Source organism: Carnobacterium sp. FSL E2-0243 (assembly GCF_038003605.1).
Lineage (GTDB): Bacteria > Bacillota > Bacilli > Lactobacillales > Carnobacteriaceae > Carnobacterium > Carnobacterium maltaromaticum.
Window position 1 is genome coordinate 848,531 of the sequence record NZ_JBBOPM010000001.1, and the last position, 16,285, is coordinate 864,815.

Here is a 16,285-nt window from a genome sequence, read left to right on the forward strand (position 1 = left end):
TAATGGATAATTTTATTGGACAGTTAAAAGAATCACTCCACAAAGGTTTTATAGATAGTAGTGCTACTATGTTAGAAACATACAAACCTGAATTACTTATAAATAATAGAGAAAAAAATGAAACGGTTTTAGCAACATTGTTAGATGAATTAGAAAACTGTAACACATTTATATTTTCTGTGGCTTTTATTACAGAAAGTGGATTAGCATCTTTAAAGGCCCATTTATTAAATCTTAAAAGTAAAGGTATATCAGGACGCATTTTAACCTCTTATTATTTAAGTTTCAATAATCCTAAAGTATTTAAAGAACTGATGAAACTTGATAATGTCGAAGTACGGCTGACAGATTCTCCAGGATTCCACGCAAAAGGTTATCTTTTTGATAATGGAGAGTACTCTTCAGTTATCATAGGAAGTTCAAATTTGACCATGAATGCACTAAAAGTAAATTACGAATGGAATATAAAGTTAACTTCTCATGAAAATGGAGAGATTGTAAAAAGTTTGAATCAACAAATAAGTACATTATGGGAAGAGTCTATTGAGCTAACAGAAGAGTGGATAAGCAAGTATGAATTAATGTATACACCAATTGTAAATACTAAAAAAGTTGACCAATTAAATTATCAACCAAAGAAAATAACTTATAAAGAATTAGCTGAATTGGAAGAAGAAGAGTGTAGTGAATATTCGATTTCAGATAAAGAATACTTTATAAAACCAAATAAAATGCAAAAAAAAGCTTTAAAATCAATAGAAGAGGTTCGGAATAATGGTGAAAATAAAGCCTTAGTTATTTCAGCAACTGGTACTGGAAAAACTTATTTGTCGGCTTTTGATGTTCGTGATTTTAAGCCAAAGCGCATGCTTTTTATAGTTCATAGAGAGCAAATTTTAAGAAAAGCCAAGTCAGACTTTCAGAAAATTATTGGTGGATCGGAAGAAGATTTCGGGATATTGTCTGGGAACTCTAAAAATACCAGTGCAAAGTATTTATTTGCAACAATTCATACTATTTCAAAAGATTCTACATTAAAAGAATTTTCTGCGGAAACATTTGATTATATATTGATTGATGAAGTGCATAAATCTGGTGCTAACTCTTATTTGAAAGTTTTAGACTATTTTACACCAAATTTTTTATTGGGTATGACCGCAACGCCAGAAAGAACAGATAATTTTAATATTTATGATCTGTTTAACTATAATATTGCTTATGAGATTAGATTACAAGAAGCATTAGAAGAGGATATGCTGTGCCCTTTTCATTATTTTGGAGTAACAGATTATGTTTACGAAGGGAAAAAGGATGATGATACTAGTGTATTGTCTAAAATTGCACCGGAAGAACATGTAAATCACATTATTGAAAAAATAGCTTATTATGGTTTCTCCGGAGATAAAGTTCGCGGACTAATTTTTTGTAGTAGGACAAGTGAAGCTGTAGAGCTTTCTAGTTTGTTGAATGAGCGTGGTTTTAGGACAACATCATTAATTGGGGCTGACTTGCCAGAACATAGGGAAGAAAAAATTACAGAATTAGAGAGTGGTCAATTAGACTATATTATTACTGTAGATATTTTTAACGAAGGCATTGACATACCAAGCGTTAATCAAGTTATAATGTTGCGACAAACTAAATCTAGTATTATATTTATTCAACAGCTTGGTCGGGGATTACGTAAAGATGAAAGTAAAGAATTTGTAACAATTATAGATTTTATTGGAAATTATAAAACTAACTACTTAATTCCAATTGCTTTATCTGGTGATAATTCATTTAATAAAGATAATATTAGACGTGATATGCTTGATATGAACTACATTAAAGGAATTTCAACAATCAACTTTGAAACAGTTGCTAAAAAACGCATATTTGATTCTATTAGTGATAGTAATTTAACTAATTTAAAAAAATTGAAGGATTCTTATGAAGCTTTAAAAAAAAGAATTGGTAGAGTTCCATATTTAATTGATTATATAAAGAATTTTTCCGTTGATCCATTAGTATTAATAAATAGCAGTCATACTAATTATCATTTATTTCTAAGTAAATTAAAAGAAAATCCGTCAACTCTTACAGAATATGAGAATCAAGTTTTAACAATGCTTTCAATAGAAATATTAAATGGAAAAAGAGTGCATGAACTCATATTATTAAATAAGTTGGAGCAAAATAAGAAAATTTCTATGCTCGAATATAAAGAATTACTAGATAATAAAGAGTATATCTCTGATGAAGCAACAATTCAGTCAGCAGTTAATATTTTGAATCTTTCATTTTTTAAAGATGGAACAAAATCTAAGTATGGCAGCCAACCGCTAATTAGGTTAACTGATGGAAATACATTAGTATTTACAGATCAAGTGGAAAAATCACTTGAAAATAATAACTATTTTAGAAATCTTTTCAAAGATATATTATCGGTAGGTTTTAAGAAAAATGAAGATTATGTAGCTAATAGTCCTCTGACATTGTATAAAAAATATACTCGAAAAGATGTATGTAGATTATTAAATTGGGAGAAAGATGAACAGTCAACAATGTATGGCTATCTCGTTAAACATGATACTTGCCCTATTTTTATTACCTATCATAAATCAGATGAGGTTGAATCAAGCATTAATTATGGGGATGAATTTTTAAATCCGGATGTATTAAGGTGGTTTACTAAAAGTAGAAGAACATTAGAGTCAAAAGATGTTAAAAAAATTATTAATGCAGAAAAAAATAGAGTTAAAATTCATATTTTTGTGAAAAAAGATAATGATGAAGGAACTGACTTCTATTATTTAGGTGAAGCTAAAGTTAATAATGACTCGGTTGAAGAAGGTCAAATGAAGGGAAAAGAAGGCGAATTATTAAGCGTAGTCCATATGGATATGGTTATGGAAAATACGTTAGATGCCAAAATATATAGTTATTTAAAGACAGAATAAGAATTAAGAGAAAGCCTTTCAAAGTATTTAGTTTGAGAGGCTTTCTTTTTTACGTCCTCAAAATGTCTTCTATGATACCTAAATCATTTCCATATGAAATGACAGTAGTTTGTTCAATAACAAAATTATAGTTAGTTTATTCTTAGTTAATTTCTATTTTTATTTTAGTCAGCCTAATCCCAAACCAAAAAAGTACCTCGCAAAATCAGCGAGGCACTTATTTCCCCAAAGGGTCTAATTTTTATAAATATCGTCCAGTAATTTAAAATCTTTTTTTATCATCAATTTCAAGATTTCAGCGGTTTCGTCTGTCACATCGCCATCTTTAATATACGCGTAACTTTCTTCATAGATAACTTCCTCTAAAATATGTTGGAAAGTCTTTTCCAACGAAGAGTTTTTATTGGCTTCATCAATACCAAGTAGGTAATCTGCAGAAACGTTAAAGATTGTAGCCATTTTCTTAATCATCTCTAAGGACGGTTGATTGACATCTTTTTCATAAGCACTAATTGCATTCTGCTTTAAAAATAATAAATCTGCCAACTGTGCTTGAGTTAAGCCTTTCTTTTGGCGTAACATCTTAATTTTTTCTCCAAGAGTCATGGTTTGGTCACTCCTTCAATTTATCCTATTACAGGGTAACCTCAGAATAGGGCTACCTTAAGTCTATCTAATACTATTCAAATAAATAATAGCATTAACTGCGATTGTTTGTTGTGTAAAATAGGTAAATATGATATATTGTCTTTAGTATCATTTAAAACGATTAATCGTTTAGGTAAATCATTTAAACTGATGATGTCGGATTAAAGGACAGTTTTGGCTGGAAACATAGACAAGTGAAGGATTAGTATCGGCGGATTACTAAAGCTTGCTTTGTTTTTACTAGATAGTTCAAGCGCTATTGGCTTTGCTAGGGCTAATTGGTAGCGCTTGAATTTGTTTATGATGGAGTTAATTTAGTTTGGAAAGGAGTCACTAAAAGTCAGTGTTGAAAGGTGGAAAATAAGATGAGAGATGAACGAACCTTAAATTTAACAGAACAAGCATTAAAGATCATTTTACACGCAGGTGATGGCAAACTATTAACCAAAGAAGCATTAAAACATCTAGAAAATGGTGAAAGTATGCAGGCCGAAAAAAAGTTGGATCAAGCCCAGGAAAGTTTGAGAATTGCTAGAGGGACTCAGATGGATGTCATTCAAATGGAAACTAACGGTCAAAAAGTACCTCATCTACATTTATTTGCCCATGCCCAAGATATTCTAATGACGGCAACTAGTGAATGGACTATGGCAACCCACATAGCTGTTCTAGTTAATAAAGAGGATACATAGGATATGGGATTAAATTTGAGAATTCAAGAGGTTATTAATCTTTTGAAGCTTTTTTTGTTGGCTTTTAAAGAGAAGAGTTGAATTCGTTAGTTGTAAATAAATAGTAAGGTTCGTAGCAATCGGTTGTTAATCAAATGAATTTCTCTAGTTTTAATCAATATTATTATATGTAATTTGATTTTATGGAATATTGACATATTTTTAAAACGTATGTTACTCTTATTAAGGGTAAAGGGAATTATTTCGTGAAAATTAGGCGATCAGGAAGAAAATGAACGTAATTGTTATAAAGAATCAGGCTATTCATTCATATGCCCTTTTATGCTAGTAACATAGAAATAAAACCAAAAATATACTTATTAAGAGGTATGTGAAATTGAAGCTTTCCGGCTAGATAGCTTTGTGAAAGTACCAAAGAAGGAGAGGATAACGTGAGCAAAAAGAAAAAAATTGGGTTTAGTAGTTTTGTACTTATTTGTATAGGATTGTTCGTTCTAGCAGTACAATTTTCAGCGAATCAAAGGCTTAAAGCGCTTGAAACCAACGAGGATAAAAATCCCTTAATTGAGTTAGTGATGGATTCAGAAGAGTTGCTAAAAGATAATGAGTTTAATTTGACTGTTTTGGTTAGTCCAGATGTAACTAAAGACATTGTATTGCCCATACCTGAAGATCTTACTTTTATGACGGAACAAATGGAAAGCGAAGATTACCAAGTGACTTATGACTCTACTAGTCGGTTAATGACGATTGAACTTAGTCCTATTGAAGAGGTAGAATCAGAAAATAATTCTGCTACAGAAGCTCTTGTGCAAAATAAAGCTGAAAGGAAACCATTAGTGATTCCTTTAGCATTTAAGGTTGAAAATACCGGGGAATATACATTAGAAGCGAAAACCGTTTACCAAGAAAATTCTTTATCCTCTAACCAAGTAACTTTTTCTGTAACAGAGACCCAAGAAAAGTTAGAGTTGGAAACCGATGAGGAATTAGAAGAACCAATTATAGACGCACCAACAGTTGATGAGAATGCACCGACACTTTTAAGAAGTCCAAAGTCAGCTGTTGCAAACGTTGGGACATGGGATGAATTTGGTGCAGCAATTAATGATCCTAGTGTTAGTGAAATCAACTTAACTGCTAATATTTATCAGCAATCCTGGAACTTGACTAAGTTGAATATTTTAACTCGTAGCCTAACAATTAACGGGAATAATTTTAGGCTTGACTTGGAATCTAAAGGAATTCAGTTAGGCATTGTTCCTGTAGAGACGCAATTAACTGTAGATAATGTTAAGATTAATAAAACTGTAAGTGCGCATATTCCAATTTTTAATGCAGTTACTGGAGCATCAGGTTCAGGTACTAATTGGGTCATTAATATCTCAAATGTACTGACAGATGAGGAAAATGAATCGGGGCTTATTGGAGCAGTTAATGCAACTGTTATTTTAAGAGAAACAAATAACTTGCATTTAAGGGCAGCAACATCCCAATTAAATGTTCAAAAGCTTATTTTTGAAGAAAATTCAATTTTCAAAAGTCGTTCAAGATTAGCTAATGGAATCCAGCCTACTACTTTAAGTGCAATTGCAATTACAAATGGCACAATTTTAGTCAAAAAAAATGCTAAAGTCTCGATTATCAACGATGGAAAGTCGAAAGAGAAGGCTGGAAAGCCAGTTCAGTCAAGCTCAAGTGCTATTGCTGGTAGTATTTCAAATTTTACAATGGAATCTGATTCAGAAGTTTTAACGGAAGCTAATATTTATAGCTATCGCACAACAATTAAAAATAATTTCACTATGACTGGTGGAGCTAAATTTGAAGCGATCGGAACTGCTAATTCAATATTTGTCTCAGCTGAAAACGTTGGCAAGGGAGCCGGAGTTCCAGCTACGATTAATATTAGTGGAGCCAGAACGAGTTTTATACTATCGTCACATAGAATAGGCTCTTCGGAGGATGGGGCAGTGATACGTATACAAGGTGATGGAAGTGTCTTTAATGTCACAGATGATGCAGAAGTAAATGTTACTAAAAGAATAAGTTACTCAAAATTAAAAGGAAGTGCTCCAGTAGTCAGGATGGATGGAAAGGATAATCATATCAATATAAATACTGGTGGAAAATTTATTCTACATAATACTGGGAGTGATGGACCAAATGATGGTCTTGGTAGTTCTGGAAATCAAGGATTGCTTTTTACTGGTGGAAATGGAGCGGTCTTTAATTTAAAAGATGCTGGTAGCAGTGCTGAGATACGAGCTAATTATGGTCCAGCACTAGTTTCAACTGGGAGTTCTAAAATTACAGCTGGAGAAGGGACTATTTTTAAAATGCGCGGTAGGACAAAGAGTAAAGCTGGTGCTCTTTTTAATACCACTACATCTGAAATTACTGTTGATCGTCCATTATTTTTTGACTTTAGAAATGATCAATATGACGGTGCAAAAGGATCTATTTTTAATGCAACGGCTGGATCAACGTTCACCTCAATTCAATCGGACTTAAGTGTTTGGCCACATGAGACTAATTTAAATGCAAGTCCAGCTAAAAACTGGTCATTATTTGATTACAAATTAAGTGGAGCTAATTTTACTAAAATTGATTCAACCAACGTACCGAATGAATTTAATACAGGTGCCAATTCTTTTGGTTCAACAGGTGCATCAGCTTATAGTCGAATGACTGGAGGTAAGGTGCGTGCGGTTGTAGATGAGCTTCGTGTTCCAACAAATGCGGATAAATCCATTTTTGGTCATGTGACAATTCCGCTAGATGGTGAAAATGGTCGGGATGCTTTTACCGATGAAGCTTTTGTTGTGGTGAAGTTAACGAAAGCCAACGGCAAATCACAAGAGCTAACAGGTCGGACGATTGGGAAAAATAATAATAATCTAGGATTAAGTGTCTATGGCGAAGCTAGTCGGGGTGGAATGTTCAAAATTCCAGTCCCGAATGATGTCTTTTTAGAGACAGGTGATAAAATTGAAGTAGTCAGGGCTTGGCGTGGTGGAGCTGATTCAAACTCAAATAGAGTTCATCATAGTTTACCAGAGGATTTAGTCGCACCAAATCGAACAACTTTTGATATTACACCACCTAATCCAGCGGTTATTACTAATAGTAGAGTAGTAGACAACGCGACGAAACAAATTAGCGGAAAAGCCAATGAACCTGGTAGTGAAGTGGAAATTAGCGTAAATGGTGTCGACTTAGCAACAACTACAACGGTTCAACCAAATGGAACTTTTGTTTTTAACTTGCCTCATTACCTTGAAAAAGACGATCTGGTTCAAGTGAAGCTACGTGACCATGCGGGATTAGCTAGTACCGTTGGTGTGGATCACCCACCTAGTACAAATAACGCTGTTGGTAATGGTAATCCAACAACAAATTTAACTTTCCATGATCAGGTTTTTATGGCCGCTCCAAGCATAATAGTAAAGGATGTTTTACCAGATACAAACAAGGCAGTAAAATCAGTGGTGGTTGACAATAGTAAAAATGCCACACAAATTGGTTCAATCTTAACTTATACTATTGATGTAGAAAATAATAAACCTGCAGCCATTGCAACAAATTGGAAAGCTGTTACAATTGAAGATCAGCTTGATAAAGCTTTAGATCCAGATTTAAACTCATTTGCTTTAAATGGTATCCTCATTCCAGCAACTAAGGTTGAATTTAATGAAGAAACCAGACTGTTGAGGGTTAAAGTCGGAGATTTAGGCTCAAACAAGAAAGCAAAATTAACATTTAATACTCGAGTAAATAAAACGGGGATTAATCGTACTATTTTCAATAAAGCAACTATCATAGGAAATTCACCAAGAGAAGTCGAGCCTTTTAAAGTTGGTCCAGAAAATCCAACAGCGGCCAAACAGAAAATTCAAACCAGCTCAAATAAAATTGCCAATCCAGGTGGCCCGGTTTTTGGCGTTCTAGAATTAGTTTCAACACCGACGACTATTTCTTTTGGAGAGGATTTGAAAATCGCTCCAACGAAGCAACGCTATCCAGTTACGGAAATGAGCGGTGGGTTAACAGTTCAAGATTCACGAGCGGTTAAGGCCAGTTGGAGTATTACAGCTAGAATGACAAGCATATTAGAAAGTGCGGAAGGCAAAAAATTACCTAATGCAATGCACTATACTTACAATGGCATAGATCAAATTTTAGGAACAGATTCAATAGTAGTTTATCAGCATACAAGTACAAATGAGGACCCTTTATCAATTTCAGATAGTTGGAATGTGCAAGAAGGATTGAATTTACAAATCCCAGCTGGAAGAGTCTATCCAGGACGTTATCGAGGAACCATTGAATGGACTTTACAGGATACTCCAGAAACTAAGTAAGGAGCCAAGGCAGTCTTAGTTGATGTGGAAAGTGTTAACTGGTGCTGAGAATGACTACGATTTATTTGCAAATGAACTAATTGCTTCATTAAAAAAGAAAATAGTCAGATTATCATCTAAATAAAAGGTTTTCCTAGGTATGCAATTCCATACCATTTAGGAAAACCTTTTTTATTCGCAGTAAAAACTGAGGATACAGAAGAGGATTTAATCCAATGATTGTGATAATTAAGTAATTTTTAAAATAAAAAAATAGGCGCCAATTCTTTGTGTTATAAGGAATAAAGGGGTTTCTATTTTTTTTTTGTGCTTCAGAATAAAAAAAAAAAATAAATCGAAAAATTTCGCGTGATAATATTTAGGTACAGTACGAGAGAAAGGAGATGAAAATGTGAAGAAAAAGAAAGGGATTTGGTTAACTAGTTTTGCACTAATTTGTATTGGGATGTTTGTGTTTGCTTTGCAACTATCAGGGATTTCAACAAATCAAAAATTGAAAGCCTTAGAAAGCAACAGTAAAAACAGCTTAATTGAATTAGCTACTGATTCAGAAAATTTAGAAGTCGGCAGTGAATTTAACTTGAATGTTTTTGTTAGTCCAAATGTGACTAAAGCAATTGAGTTACCATTGCCTGCTGGCCTTACATTCAATCCAGAACAGATTGAGAGTCCAGATTATCAAATCAGCTATGACTCAGCTAGTAGCATAATTACCATTCAGCCGACTCTAATTGAAGCAAAATTAGCAGAAAGTGATTCAGCTATAGAACCTGAAGTAACCGATGAAACGGAACAATTAACAATTCCGATCGCGCTACAGGTGGAAAAAGCTGGAGAGTTTTTATTAGAAGCTAAAACAGTTTATCAAGAAGATCCATTATCTTCTAATCAATTGAGCTTTGACGTAGCAGAAACGTCCGAAAAACCAGTTGTAGAAACGAGTGCTGAACTAGAAAAACCAATTGCAGCAGCTTCTGAAGCAGATGTAGTTGAACCAGTTCTTCCAAAAATGAGTGCAAGAGCAGCTGGCACTGATGTCGGAACTTGGGCAGAGTTTATCGCAGCTATCGCAGATACTAGTGTTAGTGAGATTAACTTAACCAGTGATATTACTCGGACAGCAACTACTGCGGCGAATAATCCAGGAACATTAACCCGAAGCTTAACCATTCACGGAAATAATTTCACAATTAATTTTGGAAGTGGTGGAACAACAAGCAACGGAATTCTATTAGGAATTGCTCCGGTAGGGACGCAATTAACTTTAGATAATGTTCAGCTTGTTAAAACCCAGACGCCAACAACACCGATTTTTAATGCGGTTACTGGGGCAACAGGTTTAGGTACCAATTGGGTTATTAATGTTTCTAACACAACGACAACTGATGCCAATGCATCGGGGCTTGTTGGAGCAGTTAATGCAACGGTTAATCTACAAGGAACCAATAATTTAAGCTTAAACGCATCAGCTTCTCACTTAAATGTTCGACATGTCATTTTTGAAGAAAATTCAATTTTTAAGAGTGAGTCGAAAGCGACGAATTCGTCCAGTGCCATTGGCATTACAAACGGAACAGTTTTAGTCAAAGAGAATGCGAAAGTCACAATTAACAATGTTGGAACTTCTGGAAATACAGCTGGGAATGCTGCGCAGTCAATTTCAAGTTCAAGTGCGATTGCCGGAAGTATTTCAGATTTCACAATGGAACCTAAATCAGAAGTTTTAACGACTGCTAATATTTATGGTTACCGGACAACGATTCAAAATAATTTCACTATGACTGGTGGAGCCAAATTTGAAGCCATTGGGAATACGACTTCAACGGTTGTTTTAGCGCAAGATTTCGGTGACGGAGTCGGAGTTCCAGCGACAATTAATATTAGTGGAGCCGGAACGAGTTTTAAAGTATCGACGAATAGTACCCAAACAGCCAACTACGGTGCAGCAATGCGTGTCCAAGGTGATGGAAGTATTTTTAATATTTCAGATGGAGCAGAATTTAACGGTCACGCTAAAAACGGTTCAGCTTTACAAATTCAATCCCAAGGTTCGCAATTTAATGTGAAAAACAAAGCTAAATTGATTTTAACGCAAGACAATGATAATCGGTATACATTAGGAGCGACGTTACGTTTTAGAATTCGTGGCATTCAAACCTTTAATGTTACTGGTGATTCAGAGGTAAATATTACGAAATTTGCCGGTCCTACTCCAGCCGTTCGGATGTATGGAGACGATAATGTTATTAATGTAAATACTGGTGGAAAAGTCAATGTTCGCAATTATGGAAATGGAACGCGAAATGACGGCGGTGGAGATGCCGGAAACCAAGGCTTACTTTATACTAACGGAAATCGTGCGGTCTTTAATTTAGAAGATGCTGGCAGTAGCGTGGATGTACGTGCCGATTTTGGTCCGGCTTTACGCTCAACAGGTAGCTCAGAAATTACCGCTGGCGAAGGAACTATCTTCAAAATGCGCGGCAATACCAATGGTCAAACTGGTGGTATTTTTAATACTGCTGTAACGACAATTACCGTAGATCGTCCATTATTCTTTGATTTTAGAAATGATCGACCAGCTGGTGGATACGTCTTTAATGTAAATAATGGATCAACCTTTAAATCGATTCAATCTGATTTAAGTGTTTGGGCTCGTGGAGATAATTTAGATGGAGATCCTGTTAAAAACTGGTCACTATTTGATTATCAACTAAGTGGAGCCAATTTCGTTCGTATTGATTCAACTAACGTACCAGCAGAGTTTAATACTGGTGCTGATTCGTACGGTACAACAGGTGCATCTGCCTATGCTCGTATGAGTGGGAATAATGCGCGTGCCGTTGTTGATGAACTTCGTGTTCCAACGAATGCGGATAAATCAATCTTTGGCCATGTGACGATTCCAGTTGGTGGAGAAGATGGTCGTGACGCTTGGACAGATGAAGCTTATGTTGTCGTTAAATTAACAAAAGCAGATGGAAGTTCGCAAGAATTAACCGGAAGTACAGTTGGTAAAAACAACAATAGTCCAGGTTTAAGTGTCTATGGAGAAGAATCTCGTGCCGGAATGTTCAAAATTCCAGTACCGAATAATGTTTTCCTAGAGACTGGCGATAAGCTAGAAGTCGTCAAAGCTTGGCGTGGTAGCGCAGATCCTAACTCGAATCGAGTTCATGTCAGTTTACCAGAAGATTTGATTGCACCAAATCGAACAACCTTTAAGATTACACCACCAACTCCAGCTGTGATTACCAATAGTCGAGTGGTAGATAATGCCACAAAACAAATTATGGGAACCTCAGATGAACCTGGTAGTGAAGTTGAAATCTCTGTCAACGGTGTAGCATTAAACGTAACAGCAATCGTAGCAGCTGATGGAACCTTTACTTTCAACTTGCCTCATTACCTTGAAAAAGGAGATGTTGTTCAAGTTAAGTTACGTGATCATGCAGGTTCAGCGAGCGCAGCGGGTGTAGATAATCCGCCTAGTACCAATAATGAAGTGGGAAATATCAATCCAACGACTGATTTACCTTTCCACGACACTATTTTCTTGGCAGCACCTAGTGTGACGGTGGCAGATATTTTACCAGATACCAATACTGCCGTTAAATCGGTCGTTGTTGACAATGATAAAAACGTTACACAAGTTGGTTCCATCTTAACGTATACAATTGATGTCGCAAATAATAAAGCTGCAGCAATTTCAACAAATTGGGCAGCTGTTACGATTGAAGATCAGCTTGATGAAGGATTAGATCCAGATTTAAATTCATTTACTTTAAATGGCACGTCGATTCCAGCAAGTGATATTCAATTTGATGAAGCAACAAGACGATTGAAAGTGAAAGTTGGAAATTTAACGACACAAGAAGATGCTCGACTTACTTTTGATGCACGAGTAAACTCTGCTGGGATTGACCGAACTATTTTAAATAAAGCTACAGCGATTGGAAATTCACCAAGAGAAGTAGAACCATTTGAACTAGGACCAGAAAATCCAACAGCTGAAAAACAAACGTATCAAGCAGTTTCAAATGAAATTCCTAATCCAGGCGGAAACGTCTTTGGAGTATTAGAACTAGTTTCAGCTCCAACCGATATTTCTTTTGGAGAAAATTTGAAGGTATCAGCAAAAAATGAAATTTATCCAGTTGCGGATATGAGTGGTGGACTAACCGTTCAAGACTCACGGGCAGTGAAATCAAGTTGGACAGTTACAGCTAGAATGTCTGCTGTATTAGAAAGTCCATCTGGAAAAACATTACCAAATGCGGTTTATTACACTTATAAAGGAACGGATAATGTTTTAGGAACAGATTCAATTCTAGTTTATCAGCACACAAGTACAAACGAAGACCCCTTAACAATTTCAGATAGTTGGAATACACAAGAAGGGCTAAGTTTACGAACTCAAGTTGGTAAAGTTTACCCAGAAAATTATCAAGGGCAAATCGAATGGGCTTTACAAGACACACCAGAAAACGAGTAGGAGGGGAAAAAATGAAAAAAAGAGTAATGACTTTCGGGATGATACTTGTTTTTCTCTTAACCCTCGTACCTGTTACACAGGTGTTTGGAGCTGAAAGTGAGAATCAATATAAGTCAAATGGAGAAGTTTCATTCTATGGTGAATATATTTATCCTTCAGAACCGGATAAAGAAAAACCACCAATTAGTGGGAATGGAACTAGCAATCTACCCGATACAGGGAAAACACCTCAGCAGACACTTCCACAAGCTGGAGATCGGTTTGAAGTTTTCAATCTTGTTCTAGGTATTTGCTTGATAGGATTAGCAGGACAAGTCGTTTATTATTTAACTAAAAAAAATAACATAGCACACGGAGGAAAAATAACATGAAATTAACTAAATTAGTAACAACATCAGCAATTGTTTTAGCAACATTGGTAGGAAGCTCATCAGCAGCATTAGCTGCAGAATACAAATCAAATGGATCTGTTGAATTTATTGAAAACACTGATCCAACAAATCCAGTTGATCCAACAGACCCAACAGTACCGGTTGACCCAATTGACCCAACAGATCCAGAAGGTCCAAACCCAGGAACAGCTGGTCCTCTAAGTATTGATTTTGCTTCAAGCGTTGTTTTTGGTAAAAATAAAATTTCAAATGCAAACCAAACGTACTTTGCAGATGCTCAAGAATTAAAAGATGGCCGTTTTGTACCTAACTATGTTCAAGTTACAGATACACGTTCAGGTAACTTAGGTTGGACATTAACGGTTCAACAAGAAGGACAATTTACTAATGCTACAGCTGCTAATAAAGTATTAACAGGTTCAGTGATTAAATTAGCTAACGGTGCGGTTTCTAGTAGCTCAACTTCACCAGCAGCAGTTGCAGCGCCAACAATTACATTAGATCCATCAGGAGCATCATCAACAGTAATGAGCGCAACAGCAGGTTCAGGTTGGGGAACATGGTTAAACTACTTTGGTGGTGTAACTGAAGAAACGATTGCCGAAGACGAAGTTGTCCAAAAAAATAAAGCTATTACCTTAGATGTACCAGGTAGCACACCTAAGGATGCAGTCCAATACAAAACTGAATTAACTTGGACTTTATCAGATACACCAGGTAACGTTTAATTAAGGGTTAAGACAACAAAAAAATAAAAACATAAAAAATGAAAAGAGGAAATTAAAAATGAAAATGACAAAATTAGTAACATCAGGAGCAGTATTAATCAGCGTAATCGCTTTAGGAAGTGCAACAGTTTCAGCAGCAACTGCAGGAACAAAAGCAACAAACGGAACAGTTAAATTTATTACAGATACAGATATCACAAATCCAGTTGATCCATTAGATCCAGAAAAACCAGTTACTCCAGTTGACCCAGTTGATCCAGAAAAACCAGTTGATCCAGGTACTGCCGGACCATTAAGTATTGATTTTGCTTCACCGTTATACTTTGGCGAACAAAAAATCTCAACTGTTGATAAAGTTTATACAGCAGATGCTCAACCATTATCAGATTCAACAACTCGTCCTAACTACGTGCAAGTAACAGATAAACGTGGTGGTGAACAAGGATGGACTTTACAAGTCAAACAAGATGGTCAATTTGCAACAGCTGATGACAACGAATTAGTTGGAGCTTCAATTACTTTTGCAAATGGTGAAGCTATTACAGGTTCTGCCTCTGCAATTCCATCAATCTTAACAACTGGTTTTAGCTTAGTTCCAGATGGAACAGGTGCTGCACAAGTTGTTATGGCAGCTAAAGCTGGTGAAGGTGCCGGTACTCAAATCTATCGTGCTGGAGATGACGCAACTAAAGCAAGTAGTATCAGCTTATCTGTACCAGGTAAAACAATTAAGTATCAAGACACTTATACAACTTCTCTAACTTGGACATTAACTGACGTACCAGGCGCAGAGTAAAAACAGTAAACGAACGAAGCAACAGATTGGGAATTCGTTCTCAATCTGTCTGTGCTAAAAAAATAGAATTCAGATTAAGAGACTAAGGGGAAAATCCCAGTCTCTTAATTTTAGCATAACCATATAGGAGGTCATTATGAAAAAATATCTAAATCTAGTAGCCATTCTGACAGTTGTTACAATGAGCTTTTTTAGTCTGGGCGGAATTACAGCAAATGCTGCAGAATTAAACTTTGCCGTTACACCAACAATTCCAGAGAATCAAGTCGATAAAACCAAAACGTTTTTTGATTTATTAATGGAACCTGAAAAGGAACAAACGGTGGAAGTCCAATTACGAAATGATACGGATAAGGATGTAATAGTTGAAACACAAGTAAATTCAGCTACGACAAACTTAAACGGTGTAGTCGAATATGGTAAAACAAAAGTGAAGCAAGATAGTACCTTAAAATATAATTTAGCTGATTTAGTAGAAGTTGATTCTGAAGTAACGATTCCAGCACAAGGTGGAGTGACATTACCTTTAAAAATAAAAATGCCAAAAGAAAGCTTTTCGGGAATTTTAGCAGGTGGAATTAGCTTTAAAGAAAAAGACACAGGTGAAAAACAAGAGGCTGATGGCGAAGGTATTGCTATCCAAAATAAATATGCATACATTGTAGGGATTGTTTTACGTGTTGATCCAGCTGAAATTCAACCAGATATGTTGTTAACAAAAGTTGCACCTGCACAAGTTAATGCACGAAATGTAGTTAATGCTAATCTTCAAAATCCAACAGCGATGTTTATTAATAAATTAAAAGTATCGGCTCAAGTGACACGTCAAGGCAGCAAAGATGTTCTATTTTCTTCAAAAAAAGAAAATATGCAAATGGCACCCAATTCTAATTTTGATTATCCAATTGCCTTAAGTGGGAAGAAAATGGAAGCTGGCAAGTATACAGTCAAATTAACAGCAGAATCAAAAGGTGAAAAATGGGAGTTTGAAAAAGATTTTGAAATAGATGCAGATACCGCTAAAAAATTCAATGCACAAGATGTGACAATTGAAGAAGATAACACTTGGCTTTATATTTTAATTGGAGTAGGTCTAATCTTATTAGCAATCGTGCTTATTTTCATTATTATGTACCGACGCAAAAAGAAAAAAGAAGCTGAAGCTAGAAGAAAAGCAGCAAATCGTAAACGCCGTAAAAGAAAAGCTCAAAGTAAACCGAAATAATAG

Annotated in this window: 9 protein-coding genes; 8 read left to right on the forward strand and 1 reads right to left on the reverse strand. The window is 35.4% G+C overall.

What is annotated here, in order from left to right:
• Positions 1-2: 2 nt before the first annotated feature.
• A complete protein-coding gene (locus MHI00_RS03875; RefSeq protein WP_341111236.1) occupies positions 3-2,942 on the forward strand; it encodes a DEAD/DEAH box helicase in 2,940 nt (979 codons plus the stop codon).
• 234 nt (positions 2,943-3,176) lie between these two features.
• Here MHI00_RS03875 and MHI00_RS03880 read toward each other — a convergent pair whose 3' ends face one another.
• Positions 3,177-3,548, reverse strand: coding sequence for a helix-turn-helix domain-containing protein (locus tag MHI00_RS03880; RefSeq protein WP_015077262.1), 372 nt, complete (start codon positions 3,546-3,548; stop codon positions 3,177-3,179).
• Positions 3,549-3,955: 407 nt separating this feature from the next.
• On the opposite strand from MHI00_RS03880, the gene MHI00_RS03885 reads away from it, so the two are divergent.
• From MHI00_RS03885 to MHI00_RS03915, 7 genes are all read left to right on the forward strand, one after another.
• On the forward strand, positions 3,956-4,282 hold the full coding sequence (locus tag MHI00_RS03885; protein WP_056999325.1) for a PTS lactose/cellobiose transporter subunit IIA: 327 nt from the start codon (positions 3,956-3,958) through the stop codon (positions 4,280-4,282).
• Positions 4,283-4,713: 431 nt separating this feature from the next.
• Positions 4,714-8,646 (forward strand): isopeptide-forming domain-containing fimbrial protein, encoded by a 3,933-nt coding sequence (locus MHI00_RS03890; protein ID WP_341111240.1) that lies wholly within the window; start codon positions 4,714-4,716, stop codon positions 8,644-8,646.
• A 391-nt stretch (positions 8,647-9,037) separates the two neighbouring features.
• The gene (locus MHI00_RS03895) at positions 9,038-13,141 is read left to right on the forward strand and encodes a pectate lyase-like adhesive domain-containing protein (protein ID WP_341111242.1); all 4,104 of its coding nucleotides are present in this window, start codon (positions 9,038-9,040) and stop codon (positions 13,139-13,141) included.
• An 11-nt stretch (positions 13,142-13,152) separates the two neighbouring features.
• On the forward strand, positions 13,153-13,512 hold the full coding sequence (locus MHI00_RS03900; RefSeq protein ID WP_016356592.1) for a hypothetical protein: 360 nt from the start codon (positions 13,153-13,155) through the stop codon (positions 13,510-13,512).
• Positions 13,509-14,261 carry a WxL domain-containing protein gene (locus tag MHI00_RS03905; RefSeq protein WP_341111243.1) on the forward strand — a complete coding sequence of 251 codons (753 nt, stop codon included), beginning with the start codon at positions 13,509-13,511 and terminating at the stop codon, positions 14,259-14,261. Before MHI00_RS03900 ends, MHI00_RS03905 begins: the two co-directional genes overlap by 4 nt.
• A 58-nt stretch (positions 14,262-14,319) precedes the next feature.
• Entirely contained in the window at positions 14,320-15,057 is a 738-nt protein-coding gene (locus tag MHI00_RS03910; RefSeq protein ID WP_010051459.1) for a WxL domain-containing protein, read from the forward strand.
• Positions 15,058-15,193: 136 nt separating this feature from the next.
• Complete coding sequence (locus tag MHI00_RS03915) at positions 15,194-16,282, forward strand: DUF916 and DUF3324 domain-containing protein (RefSeq protein WP_341111249.1); 1,089 nt, start codon at positions 15,194-15,196, stop codon at positions 16,280-16,282.
• Positions 16,283-16,285 lie beyond the last annotated feature (3 nt).